Genomic DNA, 21,183 nt, shown 5'->3' on the forward strand with positions numbered 1-21,183 from the left:
TATCGGTTTTTATGCCTTCTCATATCTTACATAAGGAGAGGTGTTTTGTGTGAAAGTTAATAAAATAAGAATGAGAGAAACGATTGTTTCCTATGCATTTCTAGCACCGGTTTTAGTCTTCTTTGCCATATTTGTATTAGCTCCGATGATCATGGGATTTATCACTAGTTTCTTTGATTATTCGATGACGGCTTTTCAATTCGTTGGTTTGGAGAACTATAAACGGATGTTCCAAGATCCGGTATTTATCAAATCCTTGATTAATACCGTGATTATCGTAATCGGATCTGTACCAGTTGTTGTATTTTTCTCTTTATTTGTGGCGTCTCAGACCTACAGTCAAAATGCGATTGCTCGTTCCTTCTATCGGTTTGTCTTCTTCCTACCTGTTGTTACAGGGAGCGTTGCCGTAACGGTTGTTTGGAAATGGATCTACGATCCACTATCAGGGATTTTGAACTTTGTCCTTAAATCTGGTCACTTTATTGAGCAAAATATTAGCTGGCTTGGGGATAAACATTGGGCCTTGCTCGCTATCATTGTGATTCTCTTGACCACATCTGTCGGTCAACCGATTATTCTTTATATCGCTGCAATGGGAAATATTGATAATTCTCTTGTTGAGGCGGCACGTGTAGACGGTGCGACAGAATTGCAAGTCTTTTGGAAAATCAAGTGGCCAAGTTTATTGCCAACAACGCTTTATATCGCAATTATTACAACCATTAACTCTTTCCAATGTTTCGCGCTTATTCAGCTCTTAACATCTGGAGGACCAAACTACTCAACTAGTACCTTGATGTACTACCTATACGAAAAAGCTTTCAAGCTTTCTGAATATGGCTATGCAAATACTATGGGGGTCTTCCTTGCAGTCATGATTGCCCTTATCAGCTTTGCTCAATTCAAGATTCTTGGAAATGATGTGGAATACTAGGAGGACAAGCATGAAAAAGAAAAAATTAACTCCATTTACAGTGATTTCAACAATCATTTTGCTTTTGTTGACGGTACTCTTTATTTTCCCGTTTTACTGGATTTTGACAGGGGCCTTTAAATCTCAACCAGATACGATTGTGATTCCACCTCAGTGGTGGCCAAAAATGCCAACTATGGAGAACTTTGAGCGGTTGGTTGTGCAAAATCCTGCCCTTCAATGGATGTGGAATAGTGTCTTCATTTCGTTAGCAACCATGCTCTTGGTCTGTGTTACCTCTTCTTTGGCAGGCTATGTTCTTGCTAAGAAACGGTTCTATGGTCAACGGATTCTCTTTGCGATTTTCATTGCTGCTATGGCTCTTCCGAAGCAAGTTGTATTGGTACCGCTCGTTCGGATTGTCAATTTCTTAGGAATCCATGACACACTTGCTGCGGTTATATTACCACTAATTGGTTGGCCATTTGGAGTGTTCCTCATGAAACAATTCAGTGAAAACATTCCAACAGAGCTATTGGAATCAGCCAAGATTGACGGTTGTGGCGAAGTTCGGACCTTCTGGAATGTTGCCTTTCCAATTGTCAAACCAGGTTTTGCGGCCCTTGCGATTTTTACCTTTATCAATTCTTGGAATGACTACTTTATGCAGTTGGTTATGTTGACATCACGTCAAAATTTAACCATTTCACTAGGGGTTGCAACCATGCAGGCCGAAATGGCAACTGACTACGGACTCATCATGGCCGGAGCAGCCATGGCAGCCGTTCCAATCGTAGCCGTCTTCCTCGTATTCCAAAAATCATTCACACAAGGAATCACCATGGGAGCTGTTAAAGGTTGAAATAGTTCGGGGAACTATTTCAATCGGGAAATGTGGCAAAGCAAGGCTTTGCTTTCCCCTTCGGTGCAGGAGCCTGCTTCAAGTTGGAAATTCGGCAAAACCTCGTTTTGCTTTCCTCTCGAGTTAGGAACTATTTCAATTGGGAAATGTGGCAAAGCAAGGCTTTGCTTTCTGCTCAGTGCAGTGCACCATTCTAAGTTGGAAATTCGGCAAAGCAAGGCTTTGCTTTCCCCTTCGGTGCAGGAGCCTGTTTCAAGTTGGAAATTCGGCAAAATGCAGTTTTGTTTTTCTGCACAGTGCAGTGTCTCATCCTAGGTTGGAAATAGGAACGAGCTATTTTCCAACAGTCCCAAATTTATTTCAATAAATTGTAGAAAATGAGGAAATCGGATGATTTTTGAACAATTACAATATATAGGTCGTTATCGTGGTTTGCACCCCCATCTGGATCAAGCGATTGAGTATTTGTTAACACACGATATGGCGAGCTTTGCTTTAGGGCGATACGCCATCAATGAAGACAAGGTCTTCTTCTTTGTGCAGGATAATCAACTCAATAAAGAACCAGATAATCAGTTTGAATACCATGAACGTTTTGCAGATATTCACTTTTTAATAGAAGGACAGGAATTGATGCATTACGGCCAGCAGGTGAAAGAAGTTGCTAAGGATTATGAAAAAGAGAGCGACATTGGCTTTGTCCGTTGTCATCTTGCGACTCCGCTTCATCTGACAAATGAAAATGTAGCGATTTTCCTACCAAATGAACCTCACCAGCCCAATCTATATAATCAGGCAGGTGACAGGGTCAAGAAATGTGTAGTAAAAGTGCTTATTGATTAAGAAAGGAAGACGAGAAATGAGAAATAGGAGTGCGCAGTTACTATCCTCCATTTTCAATACAGACAATTGGCTGATGAGAGTCTGCGAAAAAATCTTGGATTTGGTCACGGTCAATCTCTTGTTTCTGATTTCTTGTTTACCGATTGTGACGATTGGCATTGCAAAAATCAGCCTCTATCGGACCTTACAGGAGATACGAGAAAGCCGTGGTGTACGTGTGGTGAGACTTTATGCTAGCACCTTTAAGGCGGAGTGGAAGCGTGGGCTTACCCTAGGAGCAATCGAGTTCTTAGTGACTGCTATTTGCTTGGCTAACCTCCTCATCTTGCGTGCTCAGACAGCTCTTGTCTTTCAAGGAATGAAAATGGTCGCTTTTGGCATTTTATTTCTTTTGGTGATGATCATGCTCTATGCCTATCCTTTGGCTGCTCGTTTTGAACAGAGTCTGCAAGAACTCTTGCAAACCGCCTTTGTTCTAGCAGGTTTGAACTTCCTCTGGACCTTTGGCATGCTGGGAGCCGTAGCTTTGCTAGCCTTTCTGCTATTAGGCTCTAGCTGGACCATTGTCTTTGGAAGTATGTTCTTCCTCTTGGCAGGATTTTCAAGTTTAGTCTATTTACAACTTGGAATTCTTGAGCCGATTTTTAGAAAATATGACAATTCACCTCAATAGGGGAGTTGCCAACACCGATTAGATGAAAAAATTCCTTCGTAAAACAGGTCGGACTGGGCTTGCTGAAACCAGAAAAGACCTTCTGGGTGGGAGTTTTACGTAATAGAAAGATGAAGAAAGAATTTGCTCTTTCTTTTTAGTGGAGAAATAAATGAAAAACTTAGAAAAATACCATGGAATTATTCCCGCATTTTATGCATGTTACGATGAAAATGGAGATATTAGCCGAGAAGGTGTTCGCAGCCTAGCAGAATACTTTATCGAAAAAGGCGTACAAGGCTTATATGTTAATGGCTCTTCTGGAGAATGTATCTACCAAAGCGTAGAAGATCGCAAGGTAGTCCTAGAAGAAGTAATGGCAGTGGCTAAGGGCAAATTAACCATTATTGCCCATGTTGCTTGCAACAATACAAAAGACAGTATCGAATTGGCACGCCATGCAGAAAGCCTTGAGGTAGATGCGATTGCGGCGATTCCACCGATTTATTTCCGCTTGCCAGAATACTCTGTTGCCCAATACTGGAATGATATCAGTGCAGCAGCTCCAAATACAGATTTTGTGATTTATAATATTCCCCAGTTGGCAGGTGTAGCCCTTACTCCAAGTCTCTACAATGAAATGCTCAAAAATGAACGGGTTATTGGGGTCAAAAATTCCTCTATGCCAGTTCAAGATATCCAAATCTTTGCTAGTCTTGGTGGAGCTAATCACGTTGTCTTTAATGGTCCAGATGAGCAATTCTTAGGTGGGCGTCTCATGGGTGCTGCTGGTGGTATTGGAGGAACTTATGGTGCTATGCCAGAACTTTTCTTGAAACTCAACCAATTGATTGCAGACAAGGATTTGGAAATGGCAAAAGAATTGCAATTTGCCATTAACAATATTATCGGTCACTTAGTGGTTGCGCGAGGCAATATGTATGCAGTCATCAAAGAAGTGTTGCGAATCAATGAAGGCTTGAATCTAGGTGGCGTGCGTTCGCCTCTTACTCCAGTTTGTGAAGATGATAAAGAAGTCGTTGAAGAGGCTGCTCGCCTAATTCGTGAAACCAAGGAACGGTTCTTATAAGAAAAGGCTTGTGGGAATTGATTTCCTTTGAGAAGAAGAGGTGGCTCATGAAAACATATGTTGCCATTGATATTGGTGGTACCAGTATCAAATACGGTTTGATTGATGAAAACGACCAGCTGGTTGAAAGCCATGAAATGCCGACAGAGGCTCATAAGGGTGGACCGGCGATTTTGGAAAAGGTAGCAGGGATTGTATCTAGCTATCTGGAAACGGTCAGTCTGTCAGGGATTTGTATTTCCTCAGCGGGCATGGTCGATCCTGATAAGGGCGAGATTTTCTATGCGGGTCCGCAAATTCCAAACTATGCTGGTACTCAGTTTAAGAAAGATTTGGAAGCCCAGTTTGGCATTCCTTGTGAAATCGAAAATGATGTTAACTGTGCAGGACTGGCAGAGGTTGCTTCAGGTAGCGGTAAGGGTGCAAAAGTTGCGGTTTGTTTGACAGTGGGAACAGGTATCGGGGGCTGTCTCTTGATTAACTCTCAGGTTTTCCACGGCTTTAGCAATTCTGCCTGTGAAGTGGGTTATCTCCATTTGCCAGACGGAGCTTTTCAAGACTTGGCTTCTACCACTGCCTTGGTCCGCTATGTCGCAGAAGCGCACGGCGATGATGTGGCAGATTGGAACGGACGGCGGATTTTCCAAGAACTCGAAAAAGGCAATTCACTTTGCCAACAAGGAATCGATCGCATGGTCCATTATCTTGCAAAAGGCATTGCCAATATCTGCTATGTCGCTAACCCAGAAGTGGTGATTCTAGGCGGTGGTATTATGGGACAAGAAGCGATTTTAAAACCAAAAATCGAAGCGGCTTTAAAGGCTCATCTTGTTCCAAGTATTGCAGAAAAAACCAAGTTAGCCTTTGCCCAGCATCAAAATACAGCGGGCATGTTTGGCGCCTATTATCATTTCAAGCAGAAAAGCGAAGCTCGAAAAGCCTAGTTATTAGGTCAGAAAGGAAAGAGATATGGTATCATTAGAGAAAAATGTGATTCCGATGATTGAAGCGGTTTACAGTGATTTTACGCATATTGAGCGAAAGATTGCGGATTATTTTCTCTCAGAAGCGACAGTGGATGACGATTTGTCTGCAAAAATGGTTTCTGAAAAACTCTATGTCTCATTGCCTTCTCTGACACGTTTTGCTCAAAAATGTGGTTTTACAGGTTACCGACAATTCGTCTACGCTTTTCAGGAAGTGAGCGCAAGTACGGATTCGTCCCATGTCAATCGTGACTTGACCAAGCATGTTTTGTCGGACTACGGCGAGCTTTTGAACAAGACCTATTCCCTCATTGATGAAGAGCAGTTTGTGCGAGTTGGGGATTTACTGAACAATGCCAAGCGGGTCTACGTGTATGGTCAGGGAAGTTCGGGACTGGTTGCGCGAGAGATTGAATTTCGCTTCATGCGACTAGGCATGGCCTGCAAAGCGGTCACCGATGATCACATGATTCGGATGAACCGTGTGACCTTAAATGACGAGTGTTTGGTGATTGGCATTTCGGTATCGGGGGAGTCCATGAGCATTATCAATGCAGTGCGAGATGCGCGTGCAGCAGGAGCAAGTACGGTTCTCTTGACTTCAAAAAACCGACAGGAATTGCGCGATAATTGTGATGAATTGGTGCTGGTTGCAATCAAGAAAAATCTTGCCCAAGGCACCATGATTTCTCCGCAATTTCCAGTGCTCGTGGTCATGGATATTTTCTATGCCTACTATATTGATTTAGACCGAGATGCTCGGCACAAGTTATTTACCAACACCCTTTCTGCCTTACAAGTGACGGAAGAAGTAGACGAAAATGAGATGTAGAGCGTTTCTGCTCTCATTTTTTTATGTTATAATAAAAAGAAAACGGTTACAGAAAAGAGGGCGACATGATAGAAGCAATTATATTTGATATGGACGGAGTGATCGTTGATACAGAGTATCTAGATTTTCAGCTTCAAAAGGATTTTGTACGTAGTATTAGTAAGGAAATGAGTATTGAAAAGGAGCAAAAATTTTCGAAGTTAATTGGTCGTTCTTATGCTTATTTGGCGCAAGCGATTAAGGATCTATCGGGTAGTAGCCTTTCGTTGGCTGAGATTAGTAAACAACTAGAAGAATATGCGAAAGAGTGGTATCAGGATATCAATTATCTATCCTTGTTTCGGACAGATATGATTGATATTTTGGATTATGCCAAAGAAAAAGGTCTCAAACTAGCCGTTGCCTCCTCCTCACGAAAGGAGCACATCGAGGAAGTTTTAGAGAGTTGTGGTATCTTGTCTTATTTTGATACTGTGGTCAGTGGCGAAGCCTTCACTGAAAGTAAGCCCAATCCGGCCATTTATTTGGCGACCCTAGCCAAACTCGGTGTAGCAGCCCAAGATGCGGTTGCGATTGAAGATTCTGCCTATGGGATTGCCGCTGCAAAAGCGGCAGGGGTCACCGTTATTGCCTATGAGGAAGTTCGAATGCCGGTTGACCAATCACAGGCGGACTATCATGCAACAGACATGAAGGGCGTTTTGGAACGGCTCCGCTTATTGAATCAGCAGATGTATAGTGAATTGAATCAAGGCTAGGACACCGTTATACTCTATAAAAATCAAAATCTGACTAGCTTCCACAATTAAGAATTGTGGAAGGTTGGAAATAGACCGAGCGAAGCTCACTCCTTGCAATTGAGAATTGTGGAAGGTTGGCAATAGACCGAGCGTAGCTCACTCCTTGCAATTAAGAATTGTGGAAGGTTGGCAATAGACCGAGCATGCTCGTAACAGCGGAGGCTCTTTTTTTACACAGCTCTTAGTCCGTGTTCAGTTCTCAATCCACTATAAAATCGGACTTTATCATGTTTTTTTCTTATATTCTTTCAATTTTCTGACAAATTATGATAAAATGGAAAAAAAGATTTTGAGGATAAATCATGACATTAGTATACCAATCGACACGTGATGAGAACAATACTGTAACAGCCAGCCAAGCGATTCTACAAGGTTTGGCAACAGATGGCGGACTGTTTACCCCGCTGACCTATCCTAAAGTAGAGTTGGACTTTGAACGCTTGAAAGACATGTCTTATCAGGAAGTAGCAAAGTTGATTTTGGGTGCTTTCTTGGATGATTTTACGGCAGAAGAGCTAGACTATTGTATCACCAATGCCTACGATAACAAGTTTGACGATGCGCGCATTGCACCCTTAGTCAAGCTAGATGGTCAGTATAACTTGGAATTGTTCCACGGCTCCACCATTGCCTTTAAGGATATGGCCTTGTCAATCCTACCTTACTTGATGACAACAGCCGCTAAAAAGCACGGTTTGGAAAATAAAATCGTCATTTTGACGGCGACTTCTGGAGATACTGGAAAGGCAGCCATGGCTGGTTTTGCGGATGTTCCTGGAACAGAAATCATCGTCTTTTATCCTAAAGATGGTGTCAGCAAGGTGCAGGAATTGCAGATGACTACTCAAACCGGTGATAATACCCATGTAGTGGCGATTGACGGGAATTTTGACGATGCTCAGACGAATGTCAAGGAAATGTTCAATAACGAAGCTTTACGTGCTAAGTTGGCAGATAAGAAAATGCAGTTTTCATCTGCTAATTCCATGAATGTCGGGCGCCTCGTACCACAGATTGTTTACTATGTCTATGCCTATGCGCAGTTGGTGAAGACTGGTGAAATCGCAACAGGAGAAGCGATCAACTTCACGGTTCCAACAGGAAATTTTGGAAATATCCTAGCTGCCTTTTATGCCAAGCAAATCGGCTTGCCAGTTGGGAAATTAATCTGTGCATCAAATGAAAACAATGTCCTGACCGACTTCTTCAAGACTAAGGTGTACGATAAGAAACGGGCCTTTAAGGTGACAAGTAGCCCTTCCATGGATATTCTTGTGTCTTCAAACTTAGAGCGCCTGATTTTCCATCTTGTGGGAAATGACGCAAAAAAAACAGCTGAACTCATGACGGCCTTATCAAGAGATGGCCAGTATGAATTGCAGTCAGTTGATGTAGACCTCTTGGACTTGTTTGCGGCAGAATATACGACTGAAGAAGAAACTGCTCAAGAAATCAAACGGGTTTATGATAACTCATCTTATATCGAAGATCCGCATACGGCGGTCGCATCAAGCGTATATCAAAAATACTTAGCAGAGACCAAAGATGTAGCTAAAACCGTCATTGCCTCAACCGCTAGTCCCTATAAATTCCCAGTTGTCGCAGTTGAAGCGGTGACAGGCGAGACAGATTTAAGTGACTTTGAGGCACTTGCGAAATTGCAAGAACTCTCAGGTGTAGCGCTTCCACCTGCTGTAGACGGTTTAGAAGTAGCTACTATCCGCCACAAGACGGTCGTTGCAGCAGCTGACATGCAGGCAGAAGTAGAACGTTATCTAGGTGTCTAGAATAGAGCATTCGTTATACTCGCTTTGATAATAATAAAAAGAAGGAGGGAGCTTTTTTAAGCTCCTTTGTGATATGGTAGATTATAAAAGAATCATGCACATTGCCCTACCAGCTATGGCGGAAAATGTGCTACAGATGCTCATGGGCATGGTGGACGGCTACTTGGTAGCAAGTCTTGGCTTGGTGGCTATCTCAGGGGTGTCCGTTGCAGGAAATATCATCGCCATTTATCAGGCGATTTTTATTGCTTTGGGTGCTGCGATTTCAAGTGTTCTAGCTCGCAGTATGGGAGCTGGTGATGAAAAGTCGCAGGCCTATTATGCAACAGAAGCAATTAAAATAACCCTGCTGTTAAGTCTTGTTTTGGGCTTGGTTTCCCTGATTTTTGGGCAGGGCATGCTACATTTGCTAGGGACAGAAGTAGCAGTGGCAGAAGTGGGTGGTCTCTTTCTAGCCATTGTTGGTGGAACCATTGTCTTCTTGGGGCTCATGACCAGTCTTGGCGCCTTGGTGCGCACGACCGGAAATCCTCGGTTGCCCATGTATGTCAGCCTGTTGACCAATCTTCTCAACGCCCTTTTTTCTAGTTTCTTTATCTTTGGTCTACAGTGGGGGATTACTGGTGTAGCTTTGGGGACGGTCCTCGCTCGCTTAGTAGGAGTCGTGGTTTTGTGGAAATCCTTGACAATCTCATTTGCTAGGCCAAGTTGGGGATTAGATAAGGACTTGCTTAGTCTGTCCTTACCTGCTGCGGGGGAACGGCTCATGATGCGGGCAGGCGATGTGGTGATGATTGCACTCGTCGTCGGTTTTGGGACAGAGGTAGTAGCTGGAAATGCCGTTGGTGAAGTGCTGACCCAGTTTAACTATATGCCAGCCTTTGGAATCGCAACAGCGACTGTTCTCTTAGTGGCACATAGCTTGGGTCAGGGACATATAGCGGAGATTGACCAACTTGCGCGCAGAACCTACTGGTTGGCACTTGGCTTGATGTTGCCGATTGCGCTTGTTATCTTCACTTTGGGCACCCCTCTCACCCACCTTTATACGCAAGACGCGCAAGCAGTAGGCGCTAGCCTCTTAGTTGTCCTCTTTTCACTCCTGGGCATACCTTTTACCGCAGGAACGGTCATCTATACTGCTGTTTGGCAGGGCTTGGGTAATGGAAAACTCCCTTTTTATGCAACGACGATTGGCATGTGGGGTATTCGCATTGGGGCAGGCTACCTACTTGGTGTGAGCTTGGGATTTGGTTTGCCAGGTGTTTGGGCAGGAACACTTCTTGACAATGCCTTTCGCTGGCTCTTTTTGGCAACTCTCTATAGACGTCATAAGAAAAATATTATCACAAAAATCTAGGAATCTAGGTTTTTATTGCGACCTGCATTTTGATAAACATATCTCGTTCTGGTTTTGAGAGGCTGGGTTGCTCGTGAACAACTTCGCATATGTAAGGGCCGATAGGAGTTAGGTGCTGCTCCTTGAGCGATTGGAAAAAGTGTGGTAGGCGTGCGATTTCCTCTTCAAAGGAGGCGCAGTAGCTAATAGCATATAAGCCAGCTTCTAAAACGACTTTCTTGATGAGAGGCGAGTGCAGATAGGGATTGTGGAGCAGGACAAATTGAGTGGAAATCCATTCTTGCTTCTGAAACTGTTCTACTTGCATGAGCGAGCCGACCTTGCCAAAGTGTTCATAGAAGGGATTTTGCGAAAAAATTTCCTGTTTCAAATACCGAAGATAGTGTTCGTATTCCTCATTTGTCATCTGGTAGATATTGTATGGCAAGTCAAAGGTCCAAATGGTCCGCTCGGGCATGGACACGATTTCTAATTCCTTGCTGGTTTTATGCTCTGTATAGAGCAGTGCTCCAGAGCGAAAGGCGTCAATTTCTGCAATCCGATGTTCCAAAGCTTCTTTTTCGCCTAGGAGGGCTTGATAGCGTTCTTCGATGAGCTGGTGGAGGTGGGGATTGCTCTTGCTAGATAGGATTTCCTTGATATCTTCTAGTGAAAAATCAAGTTGGCGCAAGTATTGAATAGCATCGACAATGGACGATTGATTGAGATGATAGTAGCGGTAATTGGTTTCTGGGTCAATCTCATAGGGTTTAAGCAGTCCAATCTGGTCATAAAAACGTAGGGTGCGGATTGAGATGTTGTTGATTGTGGAGAATTCTCCGATGCGTAAAATTTTTTTCATTTTTTAAAACTCTCTATTGACTCTCTAGTTACTAGAGACATTATACTATAGTTGTGAAAAAAATAACAATAAAAGGAGAAGTCACATGAGAACTTCAAAAGTACGTGCAGTCCAATACGGCTGCGGCAAGATGTCTAAGGTATTGTTCCGCTATTTGGTAGAACATGGGGTAGAAATTGTTGGGGCGATTGATAATAATCCAGCAGTTGTTGGTCAAGATGTTGGTGATTTTGCAGAGCTCGGATATAAGACAGGGGTTATTATCTCAAATGATGCAGATGCAGTATTTTCAAGCTGCGATGCAGATATTGCCATTGTCACCATTTTCTCTTACATGCCTGAAATGTACAATTTCTATGAAACAGCTATTAAACATGGGGTGAATGTGATTTCAACCTGTGAAGAAGCAATCTATCCTTGGACCACCTCTCCGTCTGAAACCAATCGTTTGGATAAACTTGCAAAAGAGCATGGCGTGACCATTATGGGATCTGGGATGCAGGACATTTACTGGATTAACATGCCGTGTCTTATGATGGCAGGGATGAATAAAATCACTAAGATTAAAGGAGCTGTAAGCTATAATGTTGAAGATTACGGTCTCGCGCTTGCTGAAGCACATGGTGCAGGTTATGATGTAGAGCGATTTGAAAAAGAAATTGCTTCTGCTGAAAGTTTCCCTTCTTACATGTGGAATTCTGCAGAAGGTATCTGTGCGAAAATGAACTTGACCATCAAGGATATTTCTCAAAAGAGTGTACCGTACATTCTTGATGAAGACATTTATTCTGAAACGCTTGGTCGGACTATTCCAGCAGGAGAAGTAACAGGAATGTCAGCTGTTACAACTATTCATACGAACCAAGGTATTGAATTAGAAGTAGAATGTATCGGAAAAGTTTACCGTGAAGATGACGGAGATATGTGCGATTGGGAAATCTTTGGCGAACCTGATTTGGTATTCTCTGTTAACAAACCAGACACAGTAGCGCATACTTGTGCAACGATTGTAAACCGTATCCCAACTGTCATGGATGCACCAGCTGGATTTGTGACATGTGAAAAAGCACGTGATGTAGAATACTTAACCTACCCAATGCATACCTATGTAGGGAAATAATTAAATCATAAGAAGTTAGAATGCGTATTCTAGCTTCTTTTCGTTTTGAGCTGGCGGAATGTTTGTCTTTTGCCTTGATTGGCAGGGGATTTTCTCGTTAAGCTATACAGAAAGGTCGGCTTTGTGCTACAATAAGGAAAATAAATGATGAGGAGCAGCACATGAAAGCTATTATTACGGTTGTAGGAAAAGATAGAACAGGGATTGTGGCAGGAGTTTCTGCTAAAATCGCAGAATTGGGACTCAATATTGATGATATTTCCCAGACGGTCTTAGATGAATTTTTTACGATGATGGCAGTGGTGTCAAGTGATGAGAAAAAGGATTTTACAGCCTTGCGTCAGGAATTTGATGCCTTTGGTGAGAGTTTGAATGTCAAAATCAACATTCAAAGTGCGGCGATTTTTGAAGCCATGTATAACATCTAAGAGGTGGCGTATGGATATTAGACAAGTTACAGAAACCATTGCCATGATTGAGGAGCAGAATTTCGATATCAGGACCATTACCATGGGTATTTCGCTTCTTGACTGTATTGATACGGACATCCACCGTGCGGCTGAGAAGATTTATGAGAAAATTACGACTAAGGCGCGTGATTTGGTCGCGGTCGGCGATGAAATTGCGGCTGAATTGGGGATTCCCATTGTCAATAAGCGGGTCAGTGTGACCCCGATTGCCTTGATTGGAGCAGCGACAGATGCGACAGACTATGTGCCACTTGCTAAGGCGCTGGACCGAGCAGCCAAGGAAATCGGTGTTGATTTCATCGGCGGTTTTTCTGCCTTGGTGCAAAAAGGGTATCAAAAAGGGGATGAAATTCTCATCAACTCTATTCCTCGAGCTCTAGCTGAGACGGATAAGGTCTGCTCATCCGTCAATATCGGATCGACCAAGACGGGCATTAACATGACAGCCGTGCGGGATATGGGACGGATTATCAAGGAAACAGCCAGTCTTTCTGAAATGGGCGCCGCAAAATTAGTTGTTTTTGCTAACGCGGTCGAGGACAATCCTTTCATGGCTGGAGCCTTTCATGGTGTTGGCGAAGCAGATGTGGTTATCAATGTCGGAGTTTCAGGACCTGGCGTGGTCAAGCGCGCGCTTGAAAAAGTACGTGGTGAGAGTTTTGATGTCGTGGCTGAAACCGTTAAAAAGACAGCTTTCAAGATTACCCGTATCGGTCAATTGGTCGGTCAAATGGCGAGCGAGCGTCTCGGCGTGAAATTCGGGATTGTCGATTTGAGTCTAGCTCCAACGCCGGCGGTCGGTGACTCGGTAGCGCGCGTGCTTGAAGAAATGGGGCTTGAAACCGTTGGAACACACGGAACAACAGCTGCCCTTGCTCTTTTAAACGATCAGGTCAAAAAAGGCGGTGTCATGGCTTGCAATCAAGTCGGTGGTCTATCAGGTGCTTTTATTCCCGTATCTGAGGACGAGGGGATGATTGCGGCTGTTCAGTCTGGCTCGCTTAATTTGGAAAAATTAGAAGCTATGACAGCTATTTGCTCGGTCGGTCTTGATATGATTGCCATCCCAGAAGAAACGCCTGCTGAAACCATTGCAGCCATGATTGCAGACGAAGCAGCAATCGGCGTTATCAATCAGAAAACCACTGCTGTGCGGATTATTCCAAAAGGCAAAGAAGGGGATATGATTGAATTTGGCGGTCTCTTAGGAACAGCACCTGTCATGAAGGTCAATCAAGCATCATCTGCTGCCTTTATTGCGCGTGGTGGACAAATCCCTGCCCCAATTCATAGTTTTAAGAACTAAAAAAGTCGGACGAAAGTCCAGCCTCCAGATTGAAGAAAAGTCCATTTTGGACAATTTTCTTCAATCTTTTTTCTTTATACTCAATTAAAATCAACGTTAGCATTTTTGGATACTTTCTTAAATAGTACGGACGCAAGCAACCTTGTATTTCCGACCTTTAACTGTCCAATGGACTGTTAAAGCAATCTTGAGCCTAAGGCCTCAAAAATGCTGTAACGAACAACTACTTTGTTGTTGCTAGTCATTCCACTATTTCGAATATATCACCTTTGCTCACTTCGTTCAATCCATTTTCTTAAAGAGTAGATATTTATAAGATAAGATAGCTACTTTTGATTTTCATTGAGGATTATTTTATGCTCTTTCTAAGAGTCTAATCATTATTCCAGCTTGGAACTAATGTTTAGATTTTTTGCCATTTAGAGGGTTTGTCTGCGTTCTGAAAGTCGGACGAAAGTCCCGTCTCTTCTTATTTGATTGGGTTGTAGAAATATGCTTCTGCTGAAGAAAACAACACTTTTTTAGTAAGTAATCATTGTCTACGTTAGCCCTTTTTTGATATAATAGTATGAGGAAATATGAGGAGGAATAAAATGACAGAAACAAGATTATACATTGCTCGTCATGGAAAAACCATGTTTAATACCATTGGTCGTATTCAAGGTTGGTGCGATACGCCTTTAACAAAAATTGGTGAAGAAGGTATTCGCGAGCTGGGACTTGGTTTGAAAGAGGCGGGTTTGGAATTTAAACTTGCAGTATCAAGTGACTTGGGACGGACTGTTCAGACCATTACCATCGCCCAAAGAGAATTAGGTATTTTAGGAAAAATCCCTTACTACCAAGACAAACGCATCCGAGAATGGTGTTTTGGTAGCTTTGAAGGTATGTACGATGCAGAACTCTTTAGCGGAGTCTTGCCACGTATCAGTGGTATTGTCGAAGCGGGTACCATGACCTTTGAAGAGATAGCAAATGGTGTCCACGAAGCTGATTCAGCCAACTGGTCCGAGCCTTGGGATGTGTTGAAAGACCGCATTTTGAATGGTTTTGAAAGTATAGCCCAAGACCTTGAAAAGCAGGGTGGAGGCAATGCCTTGATTGTTAGTCACGGTATGACCATTGCGACCTTGGTCAATCTATTGGCGCCAGAACGTCCAACCAACTTGGCACTCGATAATGGCTCTGTCACTGTTTTGAAATATGAAAATGGTCAATTTAGCATTGAAGCTGTAGGGGATATGTCTTATCGTATAGCTGGAGCGAGTGTAATTTCAAACGCATGATGAATAGGAAAAAAATTGGCATAGTTGCTTTCGTTACTTGTCTGCTGATATTTGTGGTTCTTAACTTTTTCCTTTGGCGCTTGGATCCAGCAAGTATTGTTGGTAAGTCTGCAACGATAGAAGCAAAGAAGGCTACACGTTCGTCCGAAGAAGATGTCTTAGCCTCTGCTTCTCTAGATGATTGGGAATTGGTCTTGGTCAATCGTGATCATTTGTTTGAATCAGAGCCAAAATCCTTAGCGACAGTGGGGGATATTCAGGTTGATAGTAGGATTGCGGCAGCTACGCAAGACTTTTTAGCAGCCGCTCAAGTAATCGTTCCTGATGAGGTCTTGCTATCAGGCTACAGAAGTCGAGCCGAGCAAGAACAGCTCTATAATGAGAGAGTTGCAGAGTTAGAAGCAAGTGGGGTTGATCGGGCAGAAGCAGAAGCTACGGTTCGCTCTCAAGTGCAGAAGCCAGGAGCCAGCGAACACCAGACAGGTCTTGCCATTGATATGAGTGAAGAAGCAGGTCAATTGGATGAAGTAGCAGAAAAAATCAAGCAACTAGCACCTCAGTATGGCTTTATCTTGCGCTATCCGGAAGGGAAAAGTCACATTACAGGCATTGAGTTTGAAAGTTGGCATTTCCGCTATGTCGGTGTCAAAAATGCCCAGTACATGCAACAACACAACCTAGTTTTGGAAGAATATAGAGACTTACTAAAAGGAAAGTAGAAATATAGTGAATTGAATAAAGGTTAGGACATCGTTATACTCTATAAAAATCAAAATCTGACTAGCTTCCACAATTGAGAATTGTGGAAGGCTAGAAATAGCACGAGCGCAGCTCGCTCCTTGCAATTGAGAATTGTGGAAGGCTGGAAATAGCACGAGCGCAGCTCGCTCCTTGCAATTGAGAATTGTGGAAGGCTGGAAATAGACTGAGCGCAGCTCGCTCCTTGCAATTGAGAATTGTGAAAGGCTGGAAATAGCACGAGCGCAGCTCGCTCCTTGCAATTGAGAATTGTGAAAGGCTGGAAATAGACTGAGCGCAGCTCGCCCCTTTGAACCACTAGTTCGGACTGCTGTTAGCTGAGGCTTACTGCATAATCCTTATTTCCAATCTTCACCAGTCCACTGGACTGATGTTAGCTGAGGATTACTGCATAATCCTTATTTCCAACCTTCACCAGTCCATTGGACTGCTGTTAGCTGAGGATTACTGCATAATCCTTATTTCCAACCTTCACCAGTCCACTGGACTGCTGTTAGCTGAGGATTACTGCATAATCCTTATTTCCAACCTTCACCAGTCCGCTGGACTGATGTTAGCTGAGGATTACTGCATAATCCTTATTTCCAACCTTCACCAGTCCACTGGACTGCTGTTAGCTGAGGATTACTGCATAATCCTTATTTCCAACCTTCACCAGTCCGCTGGACTGTTGAAGCAAGGTGAGTTAACGATGTCAGACTTTGATTTTTGACGAGTATTAGGTCTCTTTGATGAAGGCTAGTTCCATCTGTAGCTCCTTGCTTTGTTCTATTCCTTCATAAGATACAACGGACGTTAAGAGCAAAGTATACCCTAGGGTACCGTACCTGTAGAGCGAGCAAGCTCGTAATAGCTGAGGCTATTTTTTACACAGCTATTAGTCCGTGTTCAGTTCTCAATCCACTATAAAAAACGTCAAATGGCGTTTTTTTCTTTTGGTTTACTATTGACAACTACATCGAGATGCGATATATCGAACTACAAGGGGTAATAAAATGGAAGAAAAAATCAGACGGGTCTATCTTCCAATGACGGAAACAGCATTTTATATCTTGTTTGCCTTGCAGGAAGAGCGGCATGGGTATGACATTACCCAAAAGACCAAGGAATTGACAGATGGTCAGGTCGGGATTAGTCCAGGGACCATGTACGGAACCCTTTCTAAAATGGAAAAGGATGGCTTGATTACCTTTGTCCGCGAGGAGGAAAAGCGCAAGCTCTATCTGATAACGGGGTTGGGACGAGAGGTTTTGGGCATTGAATTAGCTAGGATTGAGCGCCTTTATCGAAATAGCCGAGGTGAGCGATATGAAACAACAGAAATTTAACAAATGTGATCCTAGCCAAACGGAAAAGTATTTAGGTCAGATGCACCTAGCAGGTCAGGCTTTAAAGCAGGTATCGTCTTGGAGTGGGAAGATGGAATTTGTAGCCTGCCCTTCTGAAGAAATGCTCTATCGGATTGATGTGTATCAGCCTAGTAAGAAAGAAGTCGGCTTTTTTCCAGAATACGATGCGCATTATCTGAGTTTCTTTCAAGATGTAGGATGGGAAATGGTCTGTGGTGTGTCACCCTATGTTGTCTGGCGCAAGCCTGTAGCTGCGGTAGGCAATCCAGATGAAGCGCTCCTATACAATGATAGTAGTAGCATATATGCCTATCAAAAGAAAATTGTGACGAATCGGATTTTATCCACTGCAATTTTGCCTTGGATTTCGCTGGCTAATAGCTCGATTTGGCGCATTGCGGAGTGGAAATGGCAGCAGTTTGCCTGGAATGGCATGATGTTGCTTATCTGGCTCAGTTTTGTAGCCTATCAACTGTGCACATTGTATCGCTTGAAAAAGGAGTTGTAAGATGAAAAAAGAATGGAAGTTGTTCTTCATTACAGATTTTGAAAAGGAAGAAGAGTACTTAACCGACATGCACCGTAAGGGTTGGAAGTTAAAAGAAGTACGCTTTCCCTGTCTATTCATTTTCGAGAAATGCCAACCGGAAGAAGTGGCCTATTGCCTTGATTTCAAGCCGAGATTGGGAGAGGATCAGGATGCCTATTACCAAATGTATGAGGACTATGGCTGGGAGAATCTCGGAACTTGCAATAATTTTGTCTATTTTCGCAAACCTGTGACAGCAGATGAAGAAGCAACTATTTATAGCGACCGTCAAAGCAAACTTGACATGATTGGACAAATCTTCAAGCGGCGATTTTTGGCTGTCGTACTAATCGGACTAGCTGTCTTTTGGCGGGTTCTTTATCCGCGAGATGTGAATGATTGGTCCTTGTGGATATGGAGAGTTTTGTCTCTTGCCTACCTTTTTGTCTTTTTCTATTGCGGGATTGGATTTTACAAATTGCAAAAGCGTTACGCTGAAAGGGGATTAAAATGAAAAAACAGTGTCCGAAAGTGGCAATTGCAGCCATACCCATTTTATGTATTAATTTTTTCCTCAATCTGCCTCGTTTACAGTTTGAGCAGTTGACTGTTTCTAAAATCTTGACGGATACGATTGTCCTGATTCACCCTGTTTTGATAGGGATTATCCTGTATCGCTTCTGGAAATGGAAGAACACAGAACAGGACTAGACAGGTAGTTGGTTAACTATGGCGCGTCTAGGTCTTCAGACTGAATTTTAGCACTCTTTTAGAAAGAGTGCTAATTTTTTTGCTTTTTGACCTTGACAATCCGATAAATCGGAGTATAATAGAATCATGGGTTAGCACTCGAAAGGTTAGAGTGCTAACGGCAGAATCCTGATTGGAGGTGAGGTTTTGGTAACAGAGCGCCAACATGAAATTCTAAATTTAATCGTTGAAATCTTTACAAAAACACACGAGCCAGTCGGATCAAAAGCTCTCCAAGAAAGTATTGCCTCAAGTAGTGCAACCATTCGAAATGAAATGGCGGCACTCGAGAAAAAAGGGCTACTTGAAAAAGCCCACACCTCGAGTGGTCGAATGCCTAGCGTAGAGGGATTTAAATACTTTGTCGAGCATTCCTTGACCTTTGATAGTCTGGCTGAAGAAGATATCTATCAAGTTGTCAGAAGTTTTGATCGTGAATTTTTCCGCTTGGACGATATTTTCCAGACAGCAGCGACCATCTTGTCAGATTTGACAGCTTGTACGGTGGCTGTGCTCGATGTCGAGCCTAGTCAGCAAAAGCTAACAGCCTTTGACATTGTCGTTCTTAGTCAGCATGCGGCCTTGGCTGTCATGACCTTAGATGAGTCAAAAACGCTGACCAGACAGTTTGCCATTCCTAAAAATTTTCTGCGTGAAGATTTAAGGGAAGTCAGAAATCTGGTATTGGAACGACTGTTGGGAAAAACGGTACTGGATATCCACTACAAACTCAGGACCGAGATTCCGCAGATTATCCAGCGGTATTTCGTGACGACGGATAATGTACTTCAGCTATTTGAACACATCTTCTCAGATCTCTTTACAGAGGATGTCGTGACTGCTGGAAAGATTCGCTTGCTCGACTTTGCAGATATCAGAGCCTATCAGTTCTTTGATTTTCCGCAAAAGGTAGCCCTTGAAATGCGAAGCAACCTAGCAGAAGATGAAATGCAAAGCGTCAAGGTAGCTGATAGCCGAGAACAATCGCTCTCTAGCCTAACCGTAGTGACGACCAAGTTTCTGATTCCCTACCGTGGATTTGGTCTCTTGTCCGTTATCGGACCAATCAACGTGGATTACAACCGCATGATGAGTCTTATTAACCTTGTCAACCGCGTTCTCATGATGAAGTTAACCGACTTCTATCGATATCTAAGTAGCAACCATTACGAGGTGCATTAAGAAGATGTGAGAGCGTAAAAAGCCCAAAGTGAAAATAGGAAATCTGTCGCAGAGTCTTTGGACTCTAGAAAGATTTATCTTTTTCACAAAGGGCTTAGCTCGAGCTCAGTTATTAAGATACGAGGGCGTGAAAAAATCGACATGTACCCAAAGGGCATCCGTATCTGTACAACGAGCAAGCTCGTAACAGCTACGGCAAAAATAGGAAATACGACGAAGAAGCTGAGGCTTCTAGGAGTGTTTGTGCCTAAAGGTAGCTATATCTGTAATCTAGCTAAAGCTAGAACAGCTATGTCTCTTTTTTCCGAGATTTTAGCCCGAGTTCAGTTTATTAAGATGTGAGAGCGTAAAAAGCCCAAAGTGAAAATAGGAAATCTGTCGCAGAGTCTTTGGACTCTAGAAAGATTTATCTTTTTCACAAAGGGCTTAGCTCGAGCTCAGTTATTAAGATACGAGGGCGTGAAAAAATCGACATGTACCCAAAGAGCATCCGTATTTGTACAACGAGCAAGCTCGTAACAGCTACGGCAAAAATAGGAAATACGACGAAGAAGTTGAGGCTTCTAGGAGTGTTTGTGCCTAAAGGTAGCCATATCTGTGATCTAGCTAAAGCTAGAACAGCTATGTCTCTTTTTTCCGAGCTTTTAGCCCGAGTTCAGTTGCGTTAAAGGTAAGTAGAGTATCATTCTAAATACGTTATAAAGGAGGTTTCGTGTGACCGAAGAAATGAAGAAAGAAGAACAGCTTGAGGAAATGGAAGGAACAGAAGAAGTTGTTTCAGAAGAAACACCTCAAGAAAAATCAGAATTAGAACTTGCGAACGAGCGAGCAGAGGAGTTTGAAAACAAGTATCTGCGTGCCGTAGCTGAAATGCAAAATATTCAACGCCGTAGCAGTGAAGAACGTCAAACATTACAACGCTATCGCAGTCAGGATTTAGCTAAGGCAATCTTGCCGTCGCTTGATAACCTAGAGCGCGCTTTAGCGGTAGAAGGTCTGACAGATGACGTGAAAAAAGGCCTTGAAATGGTTCAAGAAAGTCTGGTTCAAGCACTGAAAGACGAGGGGATCGAAGAAGTAGCAGCAGACGGAGAATTCGATCCGAATGTCCACATGGCTATCCAAACCATGCCAGCAGATGACGAACATCCAGTTGACACGATTGCACAAGTCTTCCAAAAAGGCTATAAACTGCATGAGAGGGTACTTCGCCCTGCTATGGTAGTCGTTTATAACTAGCTCTCTCATTTGCTCTATCCCTGCGTTAATGCGACTTGCCTAACTTCAGTTATGCTTGCGCCGCATTGCCTAGGTCTAAAATAAATGACAGGCTAGTTATGGCTGAGTAAAAAAATAGAATCATTCTGGACCGAGATGTCCGTAAACTATTTGTAAATTGATAACTAAAGTAAATTAGAAAAAATAAACATTAGGAAAGGAATGGAACCCGAACGGAAAGCTCG

At 43.0% G+C, this 21,183-nt stretch carries 23 protein-coding genes; 22 read left to right on the top strand and 1 reads right to left on the bottom strand.

The window, feature by feature from the left end; all coding sequences use genetic code 11:
- Positions 1–49 precede the first annotated feature (49 nt).
- The 10 genes from CHF41_RS03120 to CHF41_RS03165 all read left to right on the top strand — a co-directional run bounded on the left by CHF41_RS03120 (position 50) and on the right by CHF41_RS03165 (position 10,128).
- Positions 50–937, top strand: coding sequence for a carbohydrate ABC transporter permease (locus tag CHF41_RS03120; RefSeq protein WP_067088019.1), 888 nt, complete (start codon positions 50–52; stop codon positions 935–937).
- A 10-nt stretch (positions 938–947) separates the two neighbouring features.
- On the top strand, positions 948–1,778 hold the full coding sequence (locus tag CHF41_RS03125) for a carbohydrate ABC transporter permease (RefSeq protein ID WP_119875943.1): 831 nt from the start codon (positions 948–950) through the stop codon (positions 1,776–1,778).
- A gap of 390 nt (positions 1,779–2,168) precedes the next feature.
- On the top strand, positions 2,169–2,621 hold the full coding sequence (locus CHF41_RS03130; protein WP_119875944.1) for a NanQ anomerase/TabA/YiaL family protein: 453 nt from the start codon (positions 2,169–2,171) through the stop codon (positions 2,619–2,621).
- Positions 2,622–2,637: 16 nt separating this feature from the next.
- The gene (locus CHF41_RS03135) at positions 2,638–3,294 is read left to right on the top strand and encodes a YesL family protein (protein ID WP_119875945.1); all 657 of its coding nucleotides are present in this window, start codon (positions 2,638–2,640) and stop codon (positions 3,292–3,294) included.
- 151 nt (positions 3,295–3,445) lie between these two features.
- Positions 3,446–4,363: a dihydrodipicolinate synthase family protein gene (locus tag CHF41_RS03140; RefSeq protein ID WP_119875946.1), complete on the top strand. Its 918-nt coding sequence runs from the start codon at positions 3,446–3,448 to the stop codon at positions 4,361–4,363.
- Between the two features lie 47 nt (positions 4,364–4,410).
- Positions 4,411–5,307 carry an ROK family protein gene (locus CHF41_RS03145; RefSeq protein WP_119875947.1) on the top strand — a complete coding sequence of 299 codons (897 nt, stop codon included), beginning with the start codon at positions 4,411–4,413 and terminating at the stop codon, positions 5,305–5,307.
- Positions 5,308–5,332: 25 nt separating this feature from the next.
- Positions 5,333–6,181 carry a MurR/RpiR family transcriptional regulator gene (locus CHF41_RS03150; RefSeq protein WP_119875948.1) on the top strand — a complete coding sequence of 283 codons (849 nt, stop codon included), beginning with the start codon at positions 5,333–5,335 and terminating at the stop codon, positions 6,179–6,181.
- 65 nt (positions 6,182–6,246) lie between these two features.
- Positions 6,247–6,939: an HAD family hydrolase gene (locus CHF41_RS03155; RefSeq protein ID WP_119875949.1), complete on the top strand. Its 693-nt coding sequence runs from the start codon at positions 6,247–6,249 to the stop codon at positions 6,937–6,939.
- Between the two features lie 344 nt (positions 6,940–7,283).
- Entirely contained in the window at positions 7,284–8,768 is a 1,485-nt protein-coding gene (gene thrC / locus CHF41_RS03160; protein WP_119875950.1) for a threonine synthase, read from the top strand.
- Positions 8,769–8,841: 73 nt separating this feature from the next.
- Positions 8,842–10,128 carry an MATE family efflux transporter gene (locus CHF41_RS03165; RefSeq protein WP_119875951.1) on the top strand — a complete coding sequence of 429 codons (1,287 nt, stop codon included), beginning with the start codon at positions 8,842–8,844 and terminating at the stop codon, positions 10,126–10,128.
- A 4-nt stretch (positions 10,129–10,132) separates the two neighbouring features.
- On the opposite strand, the gene CHF41_RS03170 is transcribed toward CHF41_RS03165, so the two are convergent.
- Positions 10,133–10,969 (bottom strand): MerR family transcriptional regulator, encoded by an 837-nt coding sequence (locus tag CHF41_RS03170; protein ID WP_119875952.1) that lies wholly within the window; start codon positions 10,967–10,969, stop codon positions 10,133–10,135.
- An 85-nt stretch (positions 10,970–11,054) separates the two neighbouring features.
- Here CHF41_RS03170 and CHF41_RS03175 point away from each other — a divergent pair, with 85 nt between their 5' ends.
- From CHF41_RS03175 to grpE, 12 genes are all read left to right on the top strand, one after another.
- Positions 11,055–12,089 carry an NAD(P)H-dependent amine dehydrogenase family protein gene (locus CHF41_RS03175; RefSeq protein ID WP_119875953.1) on the top strand — a complete coding sequence of 345 codons (1,035 nt, stop codon included), beginning with the start codon at positions 11,055–11,057 and terminating at the stop codon, positions 12,087–12,089.
- Positions 12,090–12,250: 161 nt separating this feature from the next.
- The gene (locus CHF41_RS03180) at positions 12,251–12,517 is read left to right on the top strand and encodes an ACT domain-containing protein (protein ID WP_119875954.1); all 267 of its coding nucleotides are present in this window, start codon (positions 12,251–12,253) and stop codon (positions 12,515–12,517) included.
- A 10-nt stretch (positions 12,518–12,527) separates the two neighbouring features.
- Complete coding sequence (locus CHF41_RS03185) at positions 12,528–13,865, top strand: PFL family protein (RefSeq protein WP_119875955.1); 1,338 nt, start codon at positions 12,528–12,530, stop codon at positions 13,863–13,865.
- A gap of 593 nt (positions 13,866–14,458) precedes the next feature.
- Positions 14,459–15,151, top strand: coding sequence for a histidine phosphatase family protein (locus CHF41_RS03190; RefSeq protein ID WP_119875956.1), 693 nt, complete (start codon positions 14,459–14,461; stop codon positions 15,149–15,151).
- Complete coding sequence (locus CHF41_RS03195) at positions 15,148–15,870, top strand: M15 family metallopeptidase (RefSeq protein WP_119875957.1); 723 nt, start codon at positions 15,148–15,150, stop codon at positions 15,868–15,870. Before CHF41_RS03190 ends, CHF41_RS03195 begins: the two co-directional genes overlap by 4 nt.
- A gap of 410 nt (positions 15,871–16,280) precedes the next feature.
- Positions 16,281–16,622: a hypothetical protein gene (locus CHF41_RS10055; RefSeq protein ID WP_162911911.1), complete on the top strand. Its 342-nt coding sequence runs from the start codon at positions 16,281–16,283 to the stop codon at positions 16,620–16,622.
- Between the two features lie 283 nt (positions 16,623–16,905).
- Positions 16,906–17,238 carry a PadR family transcriptional regulator gene (locus CHF41_RS03200; RefSeq protein WP_119875958.1) on the top strand — a complete coding sequence of 111 codons (333 nt, stop codon included), beginning with the start codon at positions 16,906–16,908 and terminating at the stop codon, positions 17,236–17,238.
- The gene (locus CHF41_RS03205; RefSeq protein WP_119875959.1) at positions 17,219–17,767 is read left to right on the top strand and encodes a DUF2812 domain-containing protein; all 549 of its coding nucleotides are present in this window, start codon (positions 17,219–17,221) and stop codon (positions 17,765–17,767) included. Before CHF41_RS03200 ends, CHF41_RS03205 begins: the two co-directional genes overlap by 20 nt.
- Before the next feature lies 1 nt (position 17,768).
- The gene (locus tag CHF41_RS03210; RefSeq protein WP_119875960.1) at positions 17,769–18,302 is read left to right on the top strand and encodes a DUF2812 domain-containing protein; all 534 of its coding nucleotides are present in this window, start codon (positions 17,769–17,771) and stop codon (positions 18,300–18,302) included.
- The gene (locus CHF41_RS03215) at positions 18,299–18,499 is read left to right on the top strand and encodes a hypothetical protein (protein ID WP_119875961.1); all 201 of its coding nucleotides are present in this window, start codon (positions 18,299–18,301) and stop codon (positions 18,497–18,499) included. The genes CHF41_RS03210 and CHF41_RS03215 overlap by 4 nt, the downstream gene beginning before the upstream one ends.
- Before the next feature lie 186 nt (positions 18,500–18,685).
- Positions 18,686–19,720, top strand: a complete 1,035-nt coding sequence (hrcA, locus tag CHF41_RS03220; RefSeq protein ID WP_119875962.1) for a heat-inducible transcriptional repressor HrcA — start codon at positions 18,686–18,688, stop codon at positions 19,718–19,720.
- Between the two features lie 726 nt (positions 19,721–20,446).
- Positions 20,447–20,959, top strand: coding sequence for a nucleotide exchange factor GrpE (gene grpE / locus CHF41_RS03225; RefSeq protein WP_119877124.1), 513 nt, complete (start codon positions 20,447–20,449; stop codon positions 20,957–20,959).
- The last annotated feature ends 224 nt before the right edge of the window (positions 20,960–21,183 follow it).

It is taken from the genome of Streptococcus respiraculi (assembly GCF_003595525.1).
Classification (GTDB): domain Bacteria; phylum Bacillota; class Bacilli; order Lactobacillales; family Streptococcaceae; genus Streptococcus; species Streptococcus respiraculi.

Excerpts from the sequence above, each read along its gene's own strand:
- grpE (WP_119877124.1), top strand. The coding sequence starts at position 20,447 with ATGAAGAAAGAAGAACAGCTTGAGGAAATGGAAGGAACAGAAGAAGTT.
- thrC (WP_119875950.1), top strand. The coding sequence starts at position 7,284 with ATGACATTAGTATACCAATCGACACGTGATGAGAACAATACTGTAACA.
- CHF41_RS03215 (WP_119875961.1), top strand. The coding sequence starts at position 18,299 with ATGAAAAAACAGTGTCCGAAAGTGGCAATTGCAGCCATACCCATTTTA.
- CHF41_RS03205 (WP_119875959.1), top strand. The coding sequence starts at position 17,219 with ATGAAACAACAGAAATTTAACAAATGTGATCCTAGCCAAACGGAAAAG.
- CHF41_RS03190 (WP_119875956.1), top strand. The coding sequence starts at position 14,459 with ATGACAGAAACAAGATTATACATTGCTCGTCATGGAAAAACCATGTTT.
- CHF41_RS03210 (WP_119875960.1), top strand. The coding sequence starts at position 17,769 with ATGAAAAAAGAATGGAAGTTGTTCTTCATTACAGATTTTGAAAAGGAA.
- CHF41_RS03200 (WP_119875958.1), top strand. The coding sequence starts at position 16,906 with ATGGAAGAAAAAATCAGACGGGTCTATCTTCCAATGACGGAAACAGCA.
- CHF41_RS03125 (WP_119875943.1), top strand. The coding sequence starts at position 948 with ATGAAAAAGAAAAAATTAACTCCATTTACAGTGATTTCAACAATCATT.
- CHF41_RS03135 (WP_119875945.1), top strand. The coding sequence starts at position 2,638 with ATGAGAAATAGGAGTGCGCAGTTACTATCCTCCATTTTCAATACAGAC.
- CHF41_RS10055 (WP_162911911.1), top strand. The coding sequence starts at position 16,281 with ATGTTAGCTGAGGATTACTGCATAATCCTTATTTCCAACCTTCACCAG.
- CHF41_RS03185 (WP_119875955.1), top strand. The coding sequence starts at position 12,528 with ATGGATATTAGACAAGTTACAGAAACCATTGCCATGATTGAGGAGCAG.
- CHF41_RS03175 (WP_119875953.1), top strand. The coding sequence starts at position 11,055 with ATGAGAACTTCAAAAGTACGTGCAGTCCAATACGGCTGCGGCAAGATG.
- CHF41_RS03195 (WP_119875957.1), top strand. The coding sequence starts at position 15,148 with ATGATGAATAGGAAAAAAATTGGCATAGTTGCTTTCGTTACTTGTCTG.
- CHF41_RS03180 (WP_119875954.1), top strand. The coding sequence starts at position 12,251 with ATGAAAGCTATTATTACGGTTGTAGGAAAAGATAGAACAGGGATTGTG.
- CHF41_RS03130 (WP_119875944.1), top strand. The coding sequence starts at position 2,169 with ATGATTTTTGAACAATTACAATATATAGGTCGTTATCGTGGTTTGCAC.
- CHF41_RS03145 (WP_119875947.1), top strand. The coding sequence starts at position 4,411 with ATGAAAACATATGTTGCCATTGATATTGGTGGTACCAGTATCAAATAC.
- CHF41_RS03150 (WP_119875948.1), top strand. The coding sequence starts at position 5,333 with ATGGTATCATTAGAGAAAAATGTGATTCCGATGATTGAAGCGGTTTAC.
- CHF41_RS03170 (WP_119875952.1), bottom strand. The coding sequence starts at position 10,969 with ATGAAAAAAATTTTACGCATCGGAGAATTCTCCACAATCAACAACATC.
- CHF41_RS03155 (WP_119875949.1), top strand. The coding sequence starts at position 6,247 with ATGATAGAAGCAATTATATTTGATATGGACGGAGTGATCGTTGATACA.
- CHF41_RS03140 (WP_119875946.1), top strand. The coding sequence starts at position 3,446 with ATGAAAAACTTAGAAAAATACCATGGAATTATTCCCGCATTTTATGCA.
- CHF41_RS03165 (WP_119875951.1), top strand. The coding sequence starts at position 8,842 with ATGGTAGATTATAAAAGAATCATGCACATTGCCCTACCAGCTATGGCG.